The sequence below is a fragment of the Vibrio splendidus genome, from assembly GCF_001557875.1.
Classification (GTDB): Bacteria; Pseudomonadota; Gammaproteobacteria; order Enterobacterales; family Vibrionaceae; genus Vibrio; species Vibrio splendidus_F.
This window is the reverse complement of record NZ_LNRF01000003.1, coordinates 269,111-289,201: the sequence shown is the minus strand read 5'-3', so window position 1 is coordinate 289,201 and position 20,091 is coordinate 269,111. Positions and strand designations below refer to the sequence as shown.

The following is a 20,091-nucleotide window of genomic DNA, read 5'->3' as shown; positions in this document are numbered from 1 at the left end:
TAGATGCTAGATGCTAGATGCTAGATGCTAGATGCTAGATGCTAGTTTGGCTTGTAAATCTTGCTGGACAATTTTGATTGCTTCTAACGCGACTTTTGGATCGATTTCGTTACTTTCGAGCAGATAGATCAGGTCGACAGCTAACTTAACTTCTTCTGGTGCGTTATCCAGTGGTGATGGTGTGTTATCAGTGTTCATTTCGCTTAGGGTTCTCTAAGTTAATCAGTCTCTCAATATTTTTCATTGAGTCTTCACAGCGTTCTAATCGTTCTTTTGCTAACTGCCAAGTCTCTTCCGCTTTTTTCTTACTGTGGCGAGGCGCAGAATCAAACGCTAACTTTCGTACTCGTACTAAATCGATTAATCGCTTTTGCCAATCTTGGTGCTGAGCGAGTTCGTTGTATAGGTCGTTAAGGGTTTTCCCTGACTTACTTTTTCGGTCTAAGCGTAAATCATGGTTAGCTAACTCTCTTTGGATTGCTGCAATCTGATTTGTCAGCTTTTCCGTCAGGTAGTTAGCTCTGGACGCGGTCAGTTGATTTGTGGTTTGTTCACGTACAATGGTGCGGTACGTTGCTTGAGTTTCAAGTGCATAAGGAAGCAAAACAGAGGTGCCACACTTGAATAAGGCTCTATCGAATAGGGCTTGATGGTAAGCACCTCGGGATTTATCAACCTGAGAGCAATGGCCAATTAGGGTATCAATGACACTTTTGAGTTTTGAAAATTGATTCATTTCACTTCCCGTTGGCTACTGCCTATAAGTTTACAAACCAAGCTTCATATGCCAGTTTAATCGCAAGTACGCTTACTACGGTAACAAACACAGGTCGTATAAATGTAGCACCGAAACGAATCGCAGAGTGAGCACCAACAAACGCACCTGCCATTAAACAAAGACCCATGGTTAAACCTAGAACCCAATCAATATGACCAAGAATCGCGAAGGTCACCAAAGAGGTAAAGTTACTGGTAAAGTTCATGGCTTTGGATAGGCCAGAGGCAAGTAAGATGTTTAAGCGATAAAGGGCCATAGAGCTTACCGTCCAAAACGCGCCAGTTCCTGGGCCTGCAACCCCATCATAAAAACCAAGAATGAATCCTTGGTACTTTTGTTTTCTCTTAAGTACAGGGCAAGGTCTAGGAGACACATTATGGCTCACATCTGGAGTCTTATGAAAAATGGTATAGACCGCAGCGGCAAGAATGACTAACGGCAATACCTTCTCTAACCACTCGGTGCTAATGGCATCAACAGTGAGTGTGCCGATTGTCGCACCTATTAAAGTAGATATGAATGCATTGACCCAACACTCAGGCTTGAACAGCTTTTTACGGTAGTAAGTGAATGCAGCTGTAGATGAAGCGAAGGTTGCTGCAAGCTTGTTAGTACCCAATGCGATGTGTGGCGGTAAACCAAGTGACAGTAAAGCTGGAACGGTTAACATCCCTCCGCCACCTGCGACAGCATCAATAAAGCCTGCTGCAAATGCAACCAGAGCAAGTATGACCAACATGGTTGGCTCAATCATTTCCATAAATAGCTAGTGTTCTCGTTATCGGCTGATAGGGCAGCCACATGAAAAACCGATGGATTAGTCATGTTGGGTTGTGAATGCAAGGGCCTAGCGATGAAGGCCCATAACTACCTCAAGGGCAGAGGATATTAGTATTTTATTGTTCTTTTAAAAGGCGGTAGTGAATCGAGTAGGGACTTTCCGTATCGCTTCGTTACTATGCGTCTATCAAGGATCGTGACTTTACCAGAATCTCTTTCCTTACGCAGTAGTCTACCCACAGATTGAATAAGCTTTTTACTCGCATCTGGAACAGTAATCTGCATAAAAGGGTTGCCACCGCGTGATTCAATATATTCTGAATGTGCTTGCTCTACAGGAGAGGTAGGAACACCAAAAGGAATCTTGGTAATCACGAGGTTTTCAAGAAGCTCACCCGGTAGATCAAGACCTTCAGAAAAGCTGCCAGTTCCAAAAAGAACGCTGGTTTTACCTTGGTCTATTAGCTTTTTATGTTTTTTTAGAATTTCAGTTCGTGAAGTATCGCCTTGAACCTGCAATGCCCACGACTTTTTAACGAAATCTGTTGCTAAAGCCTCTGCAACTTTGTTCATTTGCCAGTAAGAAGAGAATAGAACGAGATTGGCTTTTTTGTCTTCTATTACCTTAGGCAAAATTTCAATAAGATATTCGGTAAACTGAGGTGCTTGTGGTTCGTACTTCATTGCCGGAACGATCAGCTCAGCTTGGTTCTGGTAATCAAACGGTGATGCCAAAGCCAAAAATTGTACGCCATCTTCTGCTTTTTGGCTGATACCTGCTTGATGACAGAAAAAGCTGAAAGAGTTGAGCGCCCTCATGGTTGCAGATACTAATACCGCGCCAACACAGCGGCTCCAGATTTGTTGATCCAGTTGCCAACCCACCTCTAGTGGGGAAACATTCACAACGAAATCGCCTTCGCTTTCTTTATTCAGTTCGAGCCAACGAGCCAAAGGAGCCCCTTTTTCTCTCTTAGGTTCGGCCATTAAGCGCCAAACCTGAGCAAGGTTTTCTGTTCTTTGTATATAGAAGCCAATCTCCGCAAGCGCAGGCTCTGCTAGCTTTGCTGAAAGCTCTCCGTCTTTAACTCGCTCTGCAATTAGATCTGCAATCTTCGCAACGGCTTGACTCGCCTTTTGTGTGAGTTGTTTGAGATCTTTAGATTCATTCTCTAGCCACTCAGGTAAGTCGCCATGTTCGAAGCGATACAAGCCATCTTCAAAGTGGTTAGCGTCAAACTGTTTACTCATTTGAGTTAGGGTAGGGATCAGCTGTTGCACAGAGTCTTGCAGCTCATTTCTAAATCGATGAACACGCTTTTCGTCGGCGAGACCTGAAAGCTTAGTGATTGATTGATTCAAACGCTCCAACCATGACGCCGCGCCTTTTAAGCTCGCAGCCGCAGAAGAGTGATCTCTGGCTACATGCGGTAAATGGTGAGCTTCATCGAATATATAAATGCTGTTTTCTGGTTCTGGAAGTATCACGCCGCCACCTAAGTCAGCATCAGCCATCACTAAACTGTGATTGGCAATAATTACGTCTGCCTTATCTAACTCTGAGCGTGCTTTTTGGAAAGGGCAGTCTCTATGAGTTGGCATACTGTTGTTGCAGCTATGCTTATCACTGACGATCATCTGCCAAATCATATTGTCGATAGGTTTTGGCCACGAATCGCGGTCACCATCCCATTTACCTTGAGTCAAGCTACGGTACATAGTTTGAAGTTGGTCGATATCTTTCTTTTTTGGCTTAGATTCGAACATGGCCATTTGACCACCATCAACTCCACAAGCCGCAGCTAGCTTTTCGGAACAACAATAACGCTGTCTGCCCTTAGCTAATATAAAAGAAAACTCTCTATCAGTAAGTCTTCTATATAGAGGGAGATCTTTGTTAACGAGCTGTTCTTGTAGCGCAACTGTCGCTGTTGAAATAACTATTTTTCGGTTATTGAGTACAGCTACTGGAATAGTAGCCATTAAATAAGCCAGCGATTTTCCAATCCCTGTTCCTGCCTCTGCAACAATCATGCGATTACTTTTGTGGTATTGACCACAAAGTGTCTTCGCTATTTCTGCAACAAGGTAATTTTGAGCACGTCGAGGTACAAAGTTGTCCAACTGATCTTGGAGGTTTTGATAACTGGTGCGAATAGATTTTTGAATTTTAGTAGTTAGCATACTGTGACCTACGTAACGGAGCGAGGATAGTAGCACATATCACTAGTCGGTACATTTACCGCAAAATAGCTTGCTTTTGAATCAAAGGTAGATCTTGTTCACAAAAAAAAACTGAACCATCAGGAACTTAACGTTTTTATTTATGTTGTGAAATATAAATTTTAAAAAACACTGACCTATAGGTGTTAAATTCTGCTAGTGGACTATTATTTGAGTTATAGTTGGAGTTTAATTCTATTTGTTACATTTTTTGGATTATTATATTTGCTGATAAAACTAAGGATAAGCTGCTCGTAAAATGATGAAAAAAAATGTAAGTGTTTGATTTTGATTGGTTTGTGTTTTTTTTAGGTTTGTTTTTAGTTTATTTGACACGCAGGATAATCTTTTGCAATCTAGACCTCGAAATTTAGTGACGGTGATTAACCAACAAAGAGTGGTAATGACCAGTCACAAAAAATAAAAAAAGGGAACCGGGCAAGGATCTCCCATTCTTAGAAAAGGCAGTGGATTTATTATGAAAAAGACTCTATTAGCTCTAACAATCGCAGCAGCTTCAACTTCAGCTTTCGCGAACGTGGGCCTAGAAAACGCAAAACCAACATTCGAATTTGACCCAATGCACAAAGAGCAGTTCTCTGTTTCTGGTTCACTTGGTCTTGGTGGTTACTACGACACTAAAACTAACGCTATGTACGATGACTGGGCAACAGCTCTTACTCTAGCAGTTAGCTACAAAAACAACCGCCTAGTAGGTTACTTCGAGACTGATTTCGAACTTAACTGGACTACAGACGACAAGAAAAACCCATGGGGCGTTAAGAACGAATTCGGTACTGACGTAGATAAAGCTTGGTTAGGTTTTGACACTGGTTTTGGTGTTGCATCTTTCGGTTGGGAAAATGATACTGCTCTTGATAAAGTAGATGGCGCAGGCGACAACACATACGAGTTCGGTTCTTCTGCTGGTGACGCATCTGACGCATTCAACGTAGTTAAGTTCCAAGGTGCTACTTCTGGTATTGCTTACGGTATCTCTTACTTCGAAACTGATGACGATCACGATGCTGCAGACAAAGGTGTGAACGGTTACGTAGGTTACGAAAGCGAAATCGTAAACGTATACGGTGGTTACGAAACTCGTGACGAAGCTGATTACCAAGTTTACTCTGTATCTGGTAACTCTAAAGTTGGTGAACTAGACCTAGGTGTTAACTTCTGGATCAACGAAGGTGACGCAAGCGACCTAGTTGGCAAAAACACTACTAACCTAGAAACTGTTGGCTACTACATCTCTGCTGGTTACCCAGTAACTGAACAGCTAACTCTTGCTGCTGGTTACAACGCTAACTCTACTACTGAAGACGGCCAAGCTGACAAAGATGTTTCTCGCATTAACGTTGCAGCAATGTACACGCTTAACGACCGCGTAGACATGGGTATCGATATTCTTCAAGACCTTGACGCTGGTGATGGTAACGACGAAGAAACTTACGTATTCGCTGCTGCATTCTACAGCTTCTAATAGTTACTTAATTAGTAATTGTTAAATGTTGATAAAAGCCAGTCTTATGACTGGCTTTTTTGTATCTATAATTTATCAGTAGATATAAAACTGCCGCTCTATTAGCGGCAATTTTGATATTGTAGGCTGTGTGATTTTAGATTTCTTTCCACTCACCAGGCTGTAGCTGACCCACATTCATGTTGCCCATTGAATAGCGGATAAGACGCAGGGTAGGGAAGCCGATATTGGCTGTCATTCGTCTTACTTGGCGGTTACGTCCTTCGATTATCGTAATAGCTAACCATGTTGTCGGTATCGCGGCTCTGAAGCGTACCGGAGGGTTTCTATCCCAGACTTCTGGTTCTGCCATTAATTCCACCTTGGCTGGCATGGTCATACCATCTTTTAGTTCGACACCTTTTCTCAATTTATCTAAATCTTCCTCAGAAGGTGCGCCTTCAACTTGCACCCAATAAGTCTTTGGGGATTTTGAGTTTGGTTGAGTTAATTTGGCTTGAAAGATCCCATCATTGGTCAAGACCATTAACCCTTCGCTGTCGCGGTCAAGGCGACCTGCAGCATAAACGTCTTTCACTGGAATAAAGTCTGCTAGCGTTTTTCTCCCTTCGCCATCTGTAAATTGGCTTAGAGTATCAAAAGGCTTGTTGAACAGAATTACTTTACGATCTTCGAGTGCCACCTTAGGTTTTGCAGTGGTAGGTTTACCTTTATATCGATGTTTACTGGAGTGCGTTTTTTTGTGCGAACTGCCAGTGTTGTTTTTATCACTGCTTCGGCTCTGTCTATTACTGCTTTGTTTTAATGTTGCACCAGAACGAGCCGGTTTGTCTGAACGAGATGCGCTGCGTGAGCGAGTAGACATGTTAACTACCTTGCAAAAATGTAAACGAAGTGTGCTGAAAAGTTTTCACTGAAACGGAATTGAGCTATCATTTGCGCGCCTAAATGACACAAAATAGAACAAGTTGATGGACTCTTAAGCCTGATTTGTTTAATTATACCTTCGTGTTTTATTATAACAACGCACTCACGGATTTGGTTCATGCTGTCATCAAGATTGCATGAAAAATAAGATAGAGTACGACTATCGAGTAAGCAGTTTTCACTCTTTGAGTGGCTTACTGGTCAATTTATAACACTCTCACTACTTAAGTGAGCTTGTAAGAACTATAGGGAAATTTCATGCCTACTGAAAAACCAACGATCATCTATACCATTACAGACGAAGCTCCGGCGCTAGCAACTTACTCTCTGCTGCCAATCATTCAATCTTTTACAGCTTCTTCTGGTATTAACGTTGATACTCGCGACATTTCACTTGCAGGGCGCATTATTGCCAACTTCCCTGATTATTTGAACGAAGAGCAACGCATTGGTGATGCATTAGCAGAACTAGGTGAATTGGCTAAGACACCAGAAGCGAACATTATCAAGCTTCCAAACATCTCTGCATCTGTGCCTCAGCTGCAAGCAACAATCAAAGAACTACAGTCAAAAGGCTACGCACTTCCAAACTACCCAGAAGAAGCAAACACCGACGAAGAAAAAGCCGTTAAAGCGACTTACGATAAAATCAAAGGCAGTGCAGTAAACCCTGTACTACGTGAAGGTAACTCGGATCGCCGCGCTCCACTTTCAGTAAAAAACTATGCGAAGAAAAACCCACATTCAATGGGTGCATGGTCTGCAGATTCTAAGTCGCACGTTTCAAGTATGGACGACAAAGACTTCTTCGGTAGCGAAAAATCAGTAACCATTGAAGGTGCTACGGAAGTTAGCATTGAATTCGTTGGCAAAGATGGCGCGAAGAAAACATTGAAGCCAGCTTTTGCACTGCAAGATAAAGAGATCATTGATGCGTCAGTGATGAACAAGGCCGCTTTGGTTGCGTTTTTCGAGAAAGAAATCGCGTCGGCTAAAGAGCAAGGTGTACTGCTTTCTCTTCATATGAAAGCAACCATGATGAAAGTATCTGATCCAGTGATCTTTGGTCATGCGGTTAAGGTTTACTATAAAGACGTATTCGCTAAACACGGTCAGCTATTTGAAGAGCTTGGTGTGGATGTTAACAACGGCATCGGTGATGTATACGCGAAGATTGCATCGCTTCCTCAAGAGCAAAAACAGGCAATCGAAGCTGATCTACAAGCGGTATACGAGACTCAACCACCACTAGCGATGGTTGACTCGGATCGTGGTATTACTAACCTACACGTTCCAAGCGATATCATTGTTGATGCTTCTATGCCTGCAATGCTGCGTTCTTCTGGTCAAATGTGGGATCCTGAAGGTAAGCAAAAAGATACCAAAGCAATGATCCCAGATCGTAGCTACGCGAGCATTTACCAAGCGGTTATTGATTTCTGTAAAGAGAACGGCGCGTTCGATCCAACAACGATGGGTAGCGTACCAAACGTTGGCTTGATGGCTCAAAAAGCTGAAGAGTACGGTTCTCACGATAAGACTTTTATCCTTGAAGCTGCAGGTCAGGTTCAAGTTGTTGACGCTTCAGGCTCTGTGCTTCTAGAGCAAGACGTAGAGGAAGGCGATATCTTCCGTATGTGTCAGGTTAAAGATGCACCAATCCAAGACTGGGTTAAGCTTGCGGTAACGCGTGCTCGTGCATCGGGTGTCCCAGCAGTATTCTGGCTAGATGCGTCTCGCGCGCATGATGCTCAGCTTATTAAGAAAGTAGAAGCATACCTTCCTGAATACGATACAGATGGTCTTGAAATTAAGATCCTTGCTCCACTTGAAGCGACTCAATACTCACTGGTTCGTATCAAAGAAGGCCTCGATACTATTTCGGTTACAGGTAACGTATTACGTGATTACCTAACAGACTTGTTCCCGATTCTAGAGCTTGGTACATCAGCTAAGATGCTATCGATTGTTCCACTAATGAACGGTGGCGGTCTATTTGAGACAGGTGCTGGCGGTTCTGCTCCTAAGCACGTACAACAAGTAGAGAAAGAAAACCACCCACGTTGGGATTCTTTAGGTGAATTCTTGGCACTAGCGGCATCTCTAGAGCACCTGAGCGTAGTAACGGGTAACGCTAAGGCACAAGTTCTAGCGGACGCGCTTGACAAAGCAACGGGTGAATTCCTAGACAACAACAAGTCTCCTTCACGCCGAGTAGGTGAGCTTGATAACCGTGGTAGCCACTACTACCTAGCGGCATACTGGGCTAAGGCGCTTGCTGAGCAAACGGCTGATGCTGATCTTGCTGCTGAGTTCGCAGGTGTGGCAAGTCAACTGGCTGAAAGTGAAGAAGCTATTGTTGCAGAGCTAAACAACGCTCAAGGTGTCGCTGGCGACTTAGGTGGTTACTACCTACTTGATGATGCACTGGTTTCAACACTAATGCGTCCAAGCTCAACACTAAACGCATTTATTGATGCATAGTGATATTGGACTCATCGTTAGTCAGCCATGAACGTGATTTTCTAACGAGTTACTTGGCTTGATAGCTAAGTCATAGATAAAGTCAAAATGAAAGACGCTTTAACGATAACGTTAAAGCGTCTTTTTTCTTTCTAATACTTCCTAAGACCTAGTTTAATAGAATACATCCTCGAACTGATTGTCCAGTGAGCAGCTTTAGAGATCCCGGAACGAAAAAACCGCTCACGTAATCCTGTATTACAGGTATTAAATGAGCGGTTTCAATATTCTGTTTACCTGTCAGCCGTTAATGACGACTGATGGAGGTTAACATGAGTTGGCTTCGCCTATTTTGCGGCGCTGCCTTCTACAGGAACAACGGAGCTAGCGTGCGAGCCTTTAGGACCACTTTCTACTTCATAGTCGACCTGCTGACCAGCCTTTAGGGTTCGATAGCCTTCCATTTGTATTGTGGAGTAGTGCGCGAAAATATCGCCGTCTTCACCTTCTGGACAAATAAAGCCAAACCCTTTGGCATTGTTAAACCATTTTACTGTACCTGTAGCCATGCTATACATCCCTCATGCATTTTGTTACTAACGTTGTTATATCAATAGTTGTAAGTTCAATTGATATCATTCTTACCAGCTAAAGAATTTCAGCTGATAGCTTGAATCTCATACATTGCTTACGGAAATTAACGCTACCCTGCGTAATTATTCCTTATTGTTAATTTTTAAAGCGTGTTACTGGTTTTAAATCATGTTGCAAAAATGTATTAAAAAACCTTTTAGCTCCAATGTAGCTAATGATTGAGTACAGTCAATAGCAAATTGGTATAAAAGTGATCAATTTTAATAACAAATCACATTCGAGATTAACTGCAAACTATTAACTAAATAGTAACTTAGCGGTGATCTTATCGTCAGTGTCAATAGTTATGGTGTCTTTTTAATCAATCACATATGTTAATCCTGTTAATCGAGATCTTTTATTTGCAGCGATGGAAATGGTGGATTAGGCTCAGTATAGAGGAATATTTTTTGGTACTGTTTCTCGGTGCAGTTTCTTAGTACACCGTAAAGCGTGAATGTGGTAAATTTAAGTTAGGTAAACACTCACGACTTCCGAAAAATAACCCTTAGCAAAGCGATATGAGCAGAAACTTTGAATGGGCATCTCCAGGCTCAGATTTACTGGAGAAAGAAGCAACAAAAGTAAAGCCACCGGCAATGTATAACGTTGTATTAAATAACGATGATTACACGCCCATGGACTTTGTAATCGAGATCCTAGAGCGATTCTTCTCACTAGATATCGAAAAAGCAACGGAAGTGATGCTCAAGGTTCATTATGAAGGTAAAGCTATATGCGGCACGTACAGTGCTGAAATAGCGGAAACAAAGGTAGCGCAGGTCACGATGTACTCAAAGGAAAATGAGCATCCGCTACTATGTACAATGGAGCAAGTATAAATTGCTCGAACAACACTGTTGTTCCCTTAGGAGGTACTTATGCTAAATAAAGAATTAGAGACGAGTTTAAATGGCGCATTTGCTCGTGCGCGAGACAAGCGACATGAATTCATGACTGTCGAACACCTCCTACTAGCATTATTAGAAAATGATGCGGCCAAGGAAGCGCTCCAAGCTTGTCAGGCTGACCTCGATGCTCTTCGCAATGAGCTCGATATTTTTATCGATCAAACGACCCCACTTATCCCTGAAAGCGACGAGACTCGCGAAACCCAGCCTACGCTGAGTTTTCAACGAGTACTTCAGCGTGCTGTTTTTCATGTTCAATCTTCAGGTCGCAGCGAAGTAACAGGTGCTAACGTACTTGTGGCTATTTTTAGTGAGCAAGAATCTCACGCGGCATATCTTCTTAAGAAAAACGACATTAGTCGCTTAGATATTGTTAACTTCATCTCACACGGCATTACCAAAGCCAGTAACGAAGGCGATAGTCCTTCATCATCTGATTCATTTGGCGGTGCAGAGAATGCTGAAGAAGCGAATTCCGAAGACCGTTTAGAAAACTTTGCTACCAACCTTAACGAAGTAGCCAAGCAGGGCAATATTGACCCACTAATCGGTCGTGACAAAGAGCTAGAGCGTACTATCCAAGTTCTGTGTCGTCGTCGTAAGAACAACCCTCTGTTAGTGGGTGAAGCGGGTGTAGGTAAAACTGCCATCGCGGAAGGTCTTGCATGGCGCATCGTCGAAGGACAAGTGCCTGAAATCATTCAGAGTAGCGTAATTTATTCTCTAGATATTGGTTCATTGCTAGCAGGAACGAAATATCGTGGTGACTTTGAGAAACGTTTTAAAGCGATTCTTAAGCAACTGGAGAAAGAAGAAGACGCGATTCTGTTCATCGATGAGATCCACACCATTATTGGTGCGGGTGCTGCATCGGGTGGTCAGGTTGATGCCGCAAACCTAATTAAACCGCTATTAAGCAGCGGTAAATTACGTTGTATCGGTTCAACAACTTACCAAGAGTACAGCAGTATTTTTGAGAAGGAGCGTGCGCTATCTCGTCGCTTCCAAAAAATCGATATTGTTGAACCATCATTAGATGATACGACTAAGATTCTGATTGGTCTTAAGCCAAAATACGAAGCTCACCACGAAGTGCGTTACACCAACAAAGCGTTGCGTGCCGCTGTGGAACTGTCAGCTAAATACATTAACGAACGTCATCTTCCTGATAAGGCAATCGACGTAATTGATGAAGCGGGCGCTCGTAGCCGTTTGGCACCAGCAAGTCGTCGTAAGAAAACGGTAAGCGTGGCTGATATCGAGTCAATGGTTGCGAAAATGGCGCGTATTCCTGAGAAGTCAGTATCGTCTTCAGACAAAGATACGCTGCAGAAACTGGATGACCGCATGAAAATGTTGGTATTCGGACAAGATCCTGCAATTGATGTATTGAGCGAAGCGATTAAGCTAACTCGTGCTGGATTGGGTGCAGACAATAAACCTGTTGGTTCGTTTCTGTTTGCCGGTCCTACTGGTGTAGGTAAAACAGAGGTGACGGTTCAACTGTCTAAGTTGATGGGTATTGAACTGCTGCGCTTTGATATGTCTGAGTACGGTGAGCGTCACTCTGTTAGCCGCTTGATCGGTGCTCCTCCTGGTTATGTTGGTTATGATCAAGGTGGTCTGCTAACTGATGCCGTAATCAAGAACCCGCATTCTGTTGTGTTACTTGATGAAATCGAAAAAGCTCATCCAGATATCTTTAACTTGTTGCTACAGGTTATGGATAACGGCACGCTAACTGATAACAATGGTCGTAAAGCGGATTTCCGTAACGTGATCTTAGTGATGACGACTAACGCTGGTGTAGCTGAAACGGAGAAGAAATCGATCGGCCTGATCCAACAAGATCATGCGCCAGATGCGATGGGCGAAATCAAGAAGGTATTTACTCCTGAGTTCCGTAACCGTCTCGATAATATCATTTGGTTCAACAGCCTTGATCCAAGTGTAATTAGCCAAGTTGTTGATAAGTTTATTGTCGAGCTTCAGGTTCAACTGGATGCTCGTGGCGTATCTTTAGAAGTTTCTGAAGATGCTCGCCATTGGTTAGCAGACAAAGGTTACGACAAGACCATGGGGGCTCGTCCGATGGGACGTGTTATTCAAGACAAGCTTAAGAAGCCACTGGCAAATGAGTTATTGTTTGGTAGTTTAGTCGACGGAGGTACTGTGAAGGTATCCCTGAAGAAAGACGACCTAGACTTTGTTTATGTAGGTGCTAAAGAAGAGGTTATGCACTAACGAAGTGATTGATAACTCAAAAGTTTAAATATAAAACGCATGACTTCGGTTGTGCGTTTTTTTATGTTTGCGAGAGATGCGAGATGTTGGAGTGGTAAAAAATTTAGGCGATAAAAAACGGAGCATTAAGCTCCGCTTCTTATCGTAGTCGATAATTAAAAATTAACGAGCACGGAAGACGATGCGGCCTTTAGAAAGGTCGTATGGAGTCATCTCAACAGTTACTTTATCACCAGTAAGAATACGGATGTAGTTCTTACGCATTTTACCAGAGATGTGTGCTGTCACTACGTGACCGTTTTCAAGCTCAACACGGAACATTGTGTTTGGTAGAGTATCAAGGACAGTGCCTTGCATCTCGATTACGTCTTCTTTAGCCATCTAATCCTCTTTCGAAATTTGGCGGTTTTCAACGGCTTGATTGTGCCGTTAAAATCAAAATATGTAAAGTTGTCGCGTATTCTACCCTTGCCACCGCTGATTTACTAGCCTTTGATGACGTTGAAATCGTACTTTATAGTTCATCGCAGGGCATTCATCGATTTGATAACCCAAATATAACCATTGTTTTTGTTCTTTCTGGGCATGTTGGATCTGAAATAGAACGCCAAGTGTTCCCATCGAAATGTCGATATCAGGATCGAAGAAGGTATAAAAAGCGCTTGTACAGTGAGTCATGATATCGGTTACGGCGATAGCAACCAACTTGTTCTCATCATAGATGTGCATGAACTTTGTAGTAAGCCACTCATTTTTAGAGAATTGTAGAAACTCTTCTTTCTTTGGTGGATACATGGTTCCCGAACGGTGACGAGCGGTGATATAGCGACTGTATAAATCAAACCAGTTGTCATCCATCTCATCTTTCAGTTCCCAACGCAGTGATTTTCCCTTGTTAAGGATTCGTCGCTGGCTTTTGGAAAGCTTTACCTCAGGAATAGAAAGCCGAATCGCTTGGCAAGCTGAGCAATTATCGCAATGTGGCTTATAAATGGTTGCTCCACTGCGGCGAAATCCATTCGCAAGCAGAACTTCATAGTTATCTGAGGTGTGCATGTGTTCATCAAGCGTGACCGCCACTCTCTCTTCGAGGTGAGGTAAGTAGCTGCAAGCGTGATTGTCTGTTAATCCAATTCTGATTTGTTGTAAATCTGGATTCATTAAGGCATTTCCTTTAGCCATTGGGTTTTAAAGCATGCATCGTCAACGGAAAACTCTTTGAGTAATTGCAGAGAACCTAGGAATTCATCCCTATCAACCTCGATAGCGCCTAAGGATTCCAAGTGAGGGTTCATGACTTGGCAATCAATCAGTTGTCCGCCGAATTGTGTAAAGTGTTCACAAAAATACCACAGCGCAATTTTAGAGGCATTGGTCTTTAGGCTGAACATCGATTCACCGCAAAAGACTTGGCCTCTTTGTAAGCCGTAAAGTCCGCCGATCAGCTCATCATCTTGCCAAACCTCAACCGAGTGGCAGAAACCTAATGAAGCAAGTTTGCGGTAGGCTGACTGCATGTCGCTGTTTAGCCAGGTTTCTTCTTCGGGTCTTAGTGAAGAGCAATAGCCAATTACTCTGTCCGTCGCTTGGTTGATGCTGACACGGTAATTGTGCTTTCTTTGAAACTTTTTAAGACTTTTTGACGGTTTGAATGTCTTAGGATTAAATACCGCTCGCGGTGCAGGGCTCCACCAAAGTATAGGCTCACCTGGGCCATACCATGGAAATATACCTTGGCTATAAGCGTTTAAAATTCGCATTGGTGTTAAATCACCACCGAAGGCGAGCAGACCGTTGGGTTCATCAAGCGCGTCGAAGGGCGAAGGAAACTCTATACTAGTAGTATCAAGTTCGGTTAGGTATATAGTCATAAGTACCGCATTACAGATTAATCACTGACCAAGAGGTCTTTAGGAGTTTTACCATGAAGAAGTTGCTTTGGATTTTACTTGTTTTGCCCATGTTGGCAAATGCAGCTTACAACAGAAACCAAGCTCGACCAGTAAACGAGGTGGTTTATGGTGAGATTGATACGGTCAGATACATTACTCAGCAAGAGATCGTTGAATCGAAAGCGAATGGTTGGGAAACCTTATTGGGTGCGGCGATTGGGGGCTTGATTGGTAATCAGTTTGGCGGCGGCACCGGTAAAGAAGTGGCGACAGCTGTCGGTGCAGTAGCGGGTGCGGGTATTGCTCGTAACCGAGGTAACACACAATATAAAGTAGAGTATAAACTGGTCGAGTTATTGGTCAAAACTAAAGACGATAAGTTGGTTAACATCATCCAAGATGTCGATAACTCAATGTTGTTCAACCGAGGCGATGATGTACGAATTCTCTATTTTTCAGATGGTGTTCGAGTTGATCTCGTGTACTAGTATGTAAATACTATTGATTGGCTGATTAATCACCTAATTGGGTGGGATTAGCTCTGGAGTTCGTTGGAAAAGTTCGTTAGTCTGCAAGTACGAAGAATTATTCATCACCCGAAAATAAATACGCGCCAGTGAGTTCGGGTGGTACAAGGACTATAAGATTTAATGGAAAGCCTTACGTTACAACCAATTCAAAAAGTGAACGGGGAAGTTAACCTGCCTGGTTCAAAAAGCGTTTCCAACCGTGCACTTCTTTTGGCTGCACTTTCAACGGGAACCACTCGCCTAACAAACTTGCTAGACAGTGATGACATTCGCCATATGTTGAATGCCTTGACTCAACTAGGTGTTAATTATCAGCTGTCTGCTGACAAAACTGTTTGTGAAGTAACGGGTGTTGGTGGTGCATTCTCAAGTGACAAAGCCCTAGAGCTTTTTTTAGGTAACGCGGGGACGGCGATGCGTCCGCTGGCGGCAGCACTATGTTTAGGTCGCGGTGAATACGTTCTTACTGGTGAGCCGCGCATGAAAGAGCGCCCAATTGGCCACTTAGTCACTGCACTGAGAGAAGCCGGTGCCGACGTTGAATACTTAGAGAGCGAAAACTATCCACCATTGAAGATCACAGGTACAGGCCTGAAGAGTGGTACGGTTTCAATCGACGGTTCTATCTCTAGCCAGTTTTTGACGGCATTTTTGATGGCTGCACCTCTGGCGGAAGGCGAAGTGACCATCAAAATTGACGGTGAATTAGTTTCTAAACCTTACATCGATATCACGCTACACATTATGAAACAATTTGGTGTGGACGTGATCAATAATGACTACCAAGAGTTCGTGATTCCGACAGGGCAATCTTACACAGCTCCGGGCGACTTCTTAGTAGAAGGTGATGCATCATCTGCGTCATATTTCCTTGCTGCGGCTGCGATTAAAGGTGGTGAGATTAAGGTTACTGGTATTGGTAAAAACAGTATCCAAGGTGATATCCAATTCGCTGATGCGCTTGAGAAAATGGGTGCCGAAATCGAATGGGGTGACGACTATGTTATCTCTCGTTGTGGTGAGCTGAAAGGCATTGATATGGACTATAACCATATTCCAGATGCTGCGATGACTATCGCGACGACCGCGTTGTTTGCTAAAGGCACAACGGCAATCCGTAATGTCTACAACTGGCGTGTGAAAGAGACAGACCGCTTGGCTGCAATGGCAACAGAGCTACGCAAAGTTGGTGCTGAAGTGGAAGAGGGTGAAGATTACATCATTGTTAACCCTGTGGCAGAACTGACTCACGCGGCGATTGATACTTACGATGATCACCGTATGGCGATGTGTTTCTCGCTGGTTGCCTTGAGCGATACGCCTGTGACGATTAATGATCCAGGTTGTACGTCAAAGACATTCCCCGACTACTTCGACAAGTTGAAAATGCTGAGCCAGTAAAGGTTCAGGAACAAAAAAGCTTGCCTAAATGGCAAGCTTTTTAATTATTGCTGAATTGTAAATTCTTTCGAAAGGTGGTGCGCTAAGTATTTAAACATGTTAAATACCGCGGTTGTATTCTCGGTCGGCATTCCATTGCTGTCTAAGAAGTATTCACCTTTGAAGACGAGTACATCGTCTTTTTCTACTACGCTGTTTGCGCGCATGCCTTCAATGTAGTCATCATGTGATTGGATAATTTGGTTTGCGATAAGCAGTAAATCAAATTCTGCTATTACTTTCTTTGTCATGAGTTTATCTCTGATAACTGAATATAACGTTGAGTTTATGGCGTCGAACTAGAAATTCAATGATTTCACAACCGATTAAGAGAGTCTTTTCAAACATCCACAATTTATTTTGTGATTTACGGCAAAAATAATTGAATGGGGCTCGCGTTAGATTCGCGGACAAGCTTAGTATGAGCCCGTTTAGACGTAATGCCTGATGAATAGGCTCTTGCAAGTATTCTTCGTGAGTACTTTATAGCTTCTTTATATTGTGACCCTTTTATCTGTGAGTCGTCGAATTGTCGAGCGATCAGATCCAATTTTGAAAAAAGCGGTTGATCTTCTAGTAATCTCGCACAATAGTAAAAAAAGAAGCAATGAATTTAGAATATCATGCGTAAAAGCCCACAAGCTAAATTGTTGGTGCTGAAGCATCGTGATTAAGGACGTTAGAGTCAATATGGGTAAATCGCTCGTTATAGTGGAGTCGCCAGCCAAGGCTAAAACTATCAATAAATATCTTGGCAAAGACTTTGTCGTTAAGTCGAGTGTAGGTCACGTACGTGATTTACCAACGGCGGGTCAAAGTACTGGTCAAAAGGCTGCTGCAGTTTCAACCAAGGGTATGAGCCCAGAAGATAAAGCTCGTATCAAAAAAGAAAAAGATCGCAAAGCTCTTATCAAAAAGATGGGTATCAACCCGTATAAAGAGTGGGAAGCGAACTACCAAATCCTACCTGGTAAAGAGAAAGTCGTCGCTGAATTGCAAAAATTGGCTGAGAATGCAGACCATGTTTATCTCGCAACCGATTTGGACCGCGAAGGAGAAGCTATCGCATGGCACCTTCGTGAGATCATCGGTGGCGATGAAACGCGATACAAGCGAGTGGTTTTTAACGAAATCACCAAGAATGCTATTCAACAAGCTTTCGAAACTCCAGGTGAGCTAAACATTGATGGCGTAAACGCACAACAAGCACGACGTTTTATGGACCGTGTTGTTGGCTTTATGGTGTCACCTCTGCTTTGGAAAAAAGTAGCACGAGGCCTGTCCGCTGGCCGTGTTCAATCAGTAGCGGTAAAACTACTGGTAGAGCGTGAGCGCGAGATCAACGCCTTTATCCCTGAAGAGTTCTGGGATGTGCATGCTGATACTAAAACTGCAGAGAAAACCGACTTTAGACTGCAAGTTGCGCAGAAAGACGGTGTTGCGTTTAAACCTGAAAATGAAGCGCAAACACAAGCTGCTGTTAGCGTTTTAGAAAAAGCGCAATACGAAGTATGTAAACGTGAAGACCGCCCAACAAAGAGTAAGCCGTCTGCACCTTACATCACGTCGACGCTGCAGCAAGCGGCGAGTACGCGTCTTGGTTATGGCGTAAAGAAAACCATGATGTTGGCTCAACGCCTGTATGAAGCGGGTTACATCACTTATATGCGTACTGACTCAACCAACTTGAGTTCGGAAGCTGTAGAAGCCGCTCGTGAATACATCGGTTCTGAGTACGGCGCGCAATACCTTCCACCTAAAGCACTTGTATACGGCAGCAAAGAGGGCGCTCAAGAGGCCCACGAAGCGATTCGTCCTTCAAGTGTAGATGTTAAGTCGGAAGACCTAAACGGCGTAGACGCAGACGCACACAAGCTTTATTCACTTATTTGGAATCAGTTTGTTGCGTGTCAAATGACACCTGCTCAATACGATTCAACGACAGTAAGCGTTAAAGCAGATGAGTACACGTTAAAAGCGAAAGGCCGTATCCTTAAATTTGATGGTTGGACTCGTGTTCAGCGTCCTATGGGTAAGAACGAAGATACGATCCTTCCTGCAGTTCAGATCGGCGATAAGCTTGATCTGATCGCGCTAGATCCTAAACAACACTTCACTAAGCCACCGGCTCGTTTCACTGAAGCGGCGCTAGTTAAAGAGCTTGAGAAGCGTGGTATTGGTCGTCCTTCAACATACGCATCAATCATCTCGACGATTCAAGACCGTGGTTATGTAAAAGTTGAACAGCGTCGTTTCTATTCTGAGAAGATGGGTGAAATTGTTACTGACCGTCTAGATGGCAGCTTCAATGACCTAATGAACTACGACTTCACTGCTCGTATGGAGCAGAAGTTGGACCAAATCGCAGAAGGCGAAGCAAGCTGGAAAGGCGTGCTAGATAACTTCTTCGAAGACTTTACTGGCGATTTGGAAAAAGCAGATTTAGACGAAGACGCTGGTGGTATGAAGCCAAATCATATCGTGGAAACCGATATTGAGTGTCCGACTTGTAGCCGTAAAATGGGCATTCGTACTGCTTCGACAGGTGTATTCCTTGGTTGTTCTGGTTATGCACTTCCTCCAAAAGAGCGTTGTAAGACAACAATCAACCTTGGTGATGAAGAGGGCATTATCAACGTGCTTGAAGAAGACGTTGAAACAGCAGCACTTCGAGCTAAAAAGCGTTGCCCTATTTGTGAAACGGCAATGGATGCTTATCTAATCGATGATAAGCGTAAGATGCACGTATGTGGTAACAACCCGAACTGTGAAGGTTATGTGGTTGAACACGGCGAATTTAAAGTAAAAGGCTACGATGGTCCACTTGTTGAGTGTGACAAATGTGGTTCTGACATGGTTCTGAAGAACGGTCGTTTTGGTAAATACATGGACTGTACGAGTGAAGGTTGTAAGAACACTCGTAAGATTTTGAAAAATGGCGAAGTAGCGCCACCGAAAGAAGACCCTGTACATTTCCCTGAACTTCCGTGTGAAAATTCAGACGCGTACTTTGTTCTTCGTGATGGTGCTTCTGGTCTATTTATGGCTGCGAGTAACTTCCCTAAATCACGTGAAACACGTGCACCATTGGTGGAAGAGCTGGTTCGTTTTAAAGACCGTATCTCACCTAAGTTCCAGTACCTAACATCAGCGCCAGTTGCTGACCCTGATGGCAAGCCTACAGTGGTTCGTTTTAGTCGTAAGACTAAAGAAAACTACGTTCGTACTGAAGTAGATGGAAAGCCATCCGGCTGGACTGCGTTGTACATTGACGGTAAATGGGAAATTACGGATAAACGTAAAAAGCCTAAAGAGAAGTAACTGAACGTTATTAATTTAAAAGCAGCCATTAGGCTGCTTTTTTTGATCTAAACATGACTAAATATGCAACTGGTGGATTTGCTGCGTCGCTTGCAGGGATTTATTAAATTCACTCTGTAAAATAAATCAAGGAAATTAATCACACCTTCTTATGCAACTTTAACGAGAATGTAACTTAATTAAAATATTGTAACTCGCAGATCAGTGTTTAGTTGTATACCTGATGTGTGGCGGGTGTTAATGTAATGTTTCGCTCTGGCGGTGTAATGTGAGCTGCTTTAAGTCTTAGGAAAGCAATCAGCTTACGTAACACAGAATGGCGTATTAAAAATTGAAATCGGCCGAAAAGTCGATAACGTATATAAAACCAAGTGCAAAGAATAGTGCACGCATAACAACGTTTGGCTTAGGATATTTTCATTGTATGTGAATGGATATTCGCTAAGTACCGAAATAAGTGTTA

The 20,091-nt window shown here is 43.2% G+C and carries 17 protein-coding genes; 7 read left to right on the top strand and 10 right to left on the bottom strand.

The genetic code is table 11. The features are described from left to right. Nucleotides 1–27: 27 nt before the first annotated feature. The 4 genes from rsmS to dinG all read right to left on the bottom strand — a co-directional run bounded on the left by rsmS (nucleotide 28) and on the right by dinG (nucleotide 3,742). The gene (rsmS, locus tag ATB74_RS10805; RefSeq protein ID WP_017055021.1) at nucleotides 28–198 is read right to left on the bottom strand and encodes a pleiotropic regulatory protein RsmS; all 171 of its coding nucleotides are present in this window, start codon (nucleotides 196–198) and stop codon (nucleotides 28–30) included. Then, nucleotides 188–736, bottom strand: coding sequence for a primosomal replication protein (locus tag ATB74_RS10800; RefSeq protein ID WP_061018467.1), 549 nt, complete (start codon nucleotides 734–736; stop codon nucleotides 188–190). Before ATB74_RS10800 ends, rsmS begins: the two co-directional genes overlap by 11 nt. Before the next feature lie 22 nt (nucleotides 737–758). Next, on the bottom strand, nucleotides 759–1,538 hold the full coding sequence (locus ATB74_RS10795; RefSeq protein WP_050651534.1) for a sulfite exporter TauE/SafE family protein: 780 nt from the start codon (nucleotides 1,536–1,538) through the stop codon (nucleotides 759–761). Between the two features lie 128 nt (nucleotides 1,539–1,666). Further along, entirely contained in the window at nucleotides 1,667–3,742 is a 2,076-nt protein-coding gene (gene dinG, locus ATB74_RS10790; RefSeq protein WP_017066711.1) for an ATP-dependent DNA helicase DinG, read from the bottom strand. A 517-nt stretch (nucleotides 3,743–4,259) separates the two neighbouring features. Between dinG and ATB74_RS10785 the strand changes: the two genes are divergently transcribed. Beyond that, a complete protein-coding gene (locus ATB74_RS10785; protein ID WP_061018465.1) occupies nucleotides 4,260–5,267 on the top strand; it encodes a hypothetical protein in 1,008 nt (335 codons plus the stop codon). Between the two features lie 136 nt (nucleotides 5,268–5,403). Here ATB74_RS10785 and ATB74_RS10780 read toward each other — a convergent pair whose 3' ends face one another. After that, nucleotides 5,404–6,132: a pseudouridine synthase gene (locus ATB74_RS10780; RefSeq protein WP_061018463.1), complete on the bottom strand. Its 729-nt coding sequence runs from the start codon at nucleotides 6,130–6,132 to the stop codon at nucleotides 5,404–5,406. Nucleotides 6,133–6,452: 320 nt separating this feature from the next. Between ATB74_RS10780 and ATB74_RS10775 the strand changes: the two genes are divergently transcribed. After that, complete coding sequence (locus ATB74_RS10775) at nucleotides 6,453–8,678, top strand: NADP-dependent isocitrate dehydrogenase (protein WP_061018461.1); 2,226 nt, start codon at nucleotides 6,453–6,455, stop codon at nucleotides 8,676–8,678. 326 nt (nucleotides 8,679–9,004) lie between these two features. Here ATB74_RS10775 and cspD read toward each other — a convergent pair whose 3' ends face one another. Next, nucleotides 9,005–9,226: a cold shock domain-containing protein CspD gene (gene cspD, locus ATB74_RS10770; protein WP_004736548.1), complete on the bottom strand. Its 222-nt coding sequence runs from the start codon at nucleotides 9,224–9,226 to the stop codon at nucleotides 9,005–9,007. A gap of 585 nt (nucleotides 9,227–9,811) precedes the next feature. Here cspD and clpS point away from each other — a divergent pair. After that, nucleotides 9,812–10,132, top strand: coding sequence for an ATP-dependent Clp protease adapter ClpS (gene clpS / locus ATB74_RS10765; RefSeq protein WP_004737430.1), 321 nt, complete (start codon nucleotides 9,812–9,814; stop codon nucleotides 10,130–10,132). Between the two features lie 39 nt (nucleotides 10,133–10,171). Then, on the top strand, nucleotides 10,172–12,445 hold the full coding sequence (clpA, locus tag ATB74_RS10760; protein WP_060982345.1) for an ATP-dependent Clp protease ATP-binding subunit ClpA: 2,274 nt from the start codon (nucleotides 10,172–10,174) through the stop codon (nucleotides 12,443–12,445). 162 nt (nucleotides 12,446–12,607) lie between these two features. Here the strand turns inward: clpA and infA are convergent, their stop codons facing one another. The 3 genes from infA to aat all read right to left on the bottom strand — a co-directional run bounded on the left by infA (nucleotide 12,608) and on the right by aat (nucleotide 14,316). Further along, nucleotides 12,608–12,826 (bottom strand): translation initiation factor IF-1, encoded by a 219-nt coding sequence (gene infA / locus ATB74_RS10755; RefSeq protein ID WP_001040192.1) that lies wholly within the window; start codon nucleotides 12,824–12,826, stop codon nucleotides 12,608–12,610. Between the two features lie 81 nt (nucleotides 12,827–12,907). After that, nucleotides 12,908–13,606, bottom strand: coding sequence for an arginyltransferase (locus ATB74_RS10750; protein WP_060982347.1), 699 nt, complete (start codon nucleotides 13,604–13,606; stop codon nucleotides 12,908–12,910). After that, a complete protein-coding gene (gene aat, locus ATB74_RS10745) occupies nucleotides 13,606–14,316 on the bottom strand; it encodes a leucyl/phenylalanyl-tRNA--protein transferase (protein ID WP_061018460.1) in 711 nt (236 codons plus the stop codon). The genes ATB74_RS10750 and aat overlap by 1 nt, the downstream gene beginning before the upstream one ends. A gap of 53 nt (nucleotides 14,317–14,369) precedes the next feature. Between aat and ATB74_RS10740 the strand changes: the two genes are divergently transcribed. Both ATB74_RS10740 and aroA read left to right on the top strand, forming a co-directional pair. Beyond that, nucleotides 14,370–14,825, top strand: coding sequence for a glycine zipper 2TM domain-containing protein (locus ATB74_RS10740; RefSeq protein ID WP_004736438.1), 456 nt, complete (start codon nucleotides 14,370–14,372; stop codon nucleotides 14,823–14,825). 162 nt (nucleotides 14,826–14,987) lie between these two features. Continuing rightward, the gene (gene aroA / locus ATB74_RS10735; protein ID WP_061018458.1) at nucleotides 14,988–16,268 is read left to right on the top strand and encodes a 3-phosphoshikimate 1-carboxyvinyltransferase; all 1,281 of its coding nucleotides are present in this window, start codon (nucleotides 14,988–14,990) and stop codon (nucleotides 16,266–16,268) included. A gap of 44 nt (nucleotides 16,269–16,312) precedes the next feature. Here the strand turns inward: aroA and ATB74_RS10730 are convergent, their stop codons facing one another. Further along, complete coding sequence (locus tag ATB74_RS10730) at nucleotides 16,313–16,558, bottom strand: YciN family protein (RefSeq protein ID WP_017062104.1); 246 nt, start codon at nucleotides 16,556–16,558, stop codon at nucleotides 16,313–16,315. Nucleotides 16,559–16,997: 439 nt separating this feature from the next. Here ATB74_RS10730 and topA point away from each other — a divergent pair, with 439 nt between their 5' ends. Beyond that, nucleotides 16,998–19,628 carry a type I DNA topoisomerase gene (gene topA, locus ATB74_RS10725; protein WP_061018455.1) on the top strand — a complete coding sequence of 877 codons (2,631 nt, stop codon included), beginning with the start codon at nucleotides 16,998–17,000 and terminating at the stop codon, nucleotides 19,626–19,628. Nucleotides 19,629–20,091 lie beyond the last annotated feature (463 nt).

Excerpts from the sequence above, each read along its gene's own strand:
- infA (WP_001040192.1), bottom strand. The coding sequence starts at position 12,826 with ATGGCTAAAGAAGACGTAATCGAGATGCAAGGCACTGTCCTTGATACT.
- ATB74_RS10795 (WP_050651534.1), bottom strand. The coding sequence starts at position 1,538 with ATGGAAATGATTGAGCCAACCATGTTGGTCATACTTGCTCTGGTTGCA.
- topA (WP_061018455.1), top strand. The coding sequence starts at position 16,998 with ATGGGTAAATCGCTCGTTATAGTGGAGTCGCCAGCCAAGGCTAAAACT.
- cspD (WP_004736548.1), bottom strand. The coding sequence starts at position 9,226 with ATGGCTACAGGTACAGTAAAATGGTTTAACAATGCCAAAGGGTTTGGC.
- clpS (WP_004737430.1), top strand. The coding sequence starts at position 9,812 with ATGAGCAGAAACTTTGAATGGGCATCTCCAGGCTCAGATTTACTGGAG.
- ATB74_RS10775 (WP_061018461.1), top strand. The coding sequence starts at position 6,453 with ATGCCTACTGAAAAACCAACGATCATCTATACCATTACAGACGAAGCT.
- aat (WP_061018460.1), bottom strand. The coding sequence starts at position 14,316 with ATGACTATATACCTAACCGAACTTGATACTACTAGTATAGAGTTTCCT.
- aroA (WP_061018458.1), top strand. The coding sequence starts at position 14,988 with ATGGAAAGCCTTACGTTACAACCAATTCAAAAAGTGAACGGGGAAGTT.
- ATB74_RS10800 (WP_061018467.1), bottom strand. The coding sequence starts at position 736 with ATGAATCAATTTTCAAAACTCAAAAGTGTCATTGATACCCTAATTGGC.
- ATB74_RS10780 (WP_061018463.1), bottom strand. The coding sequence starts at position 6,132 with ATGTCTACTCGCTCACGCAGCGCATCTCGTTCAGACAAACCGGCTCGT.
- clpA (WP_060982345.1), top strand. The coding sequence starts at position 10,172 with ATGCTAAATAAAGAATTAGAGACGAGTTTAAATGGCGCATTTGCTCGT.
- ATB74_RS10750 (WP_060982347.1), bottom strand. The coding sequence starts at position 13,606 with ATGAATCCAGATTTACAACAAATCAGAATTGGATTAACAGACAATCAC.
- ATB74_RS10730 (WP_017062104.1), bottom strand. The coding sequence starts at position 16,558 with ATGACAAAGAAAGTAATAGCAGAATTTGATTTACTGCTTATCGCAAAC.
- rsmS (WP_017055021.1), bottom strand. The coding sequence starts at position 198 with ATGAACACTGATAACACACCATCACCACTGGATAACGCACCAGAAGAA.
- ATB74_RS10740 (WP_004736438.1), top strand. The coding sequence starts at position 14,370 with ATGAAGAAGTTGCTTTGGATTTTACTTGTTTTGCCCATGTTGGCAAAT.
- dinG (WP_017066711.1), bottom strand. The coding sequence starts at position 3,742 with ATGCTAACTACTAAAATTCAAAAATCTATTCGCACCAGTTATCAAAAC.
- ATB74_RS10785 (WP_061018465.1), top strand. The coding sequence starts at position 4,260 with ATGAAAAAGACTCTATTAGCTCTAACAATCGCAGCAGCTTCAACTTCA.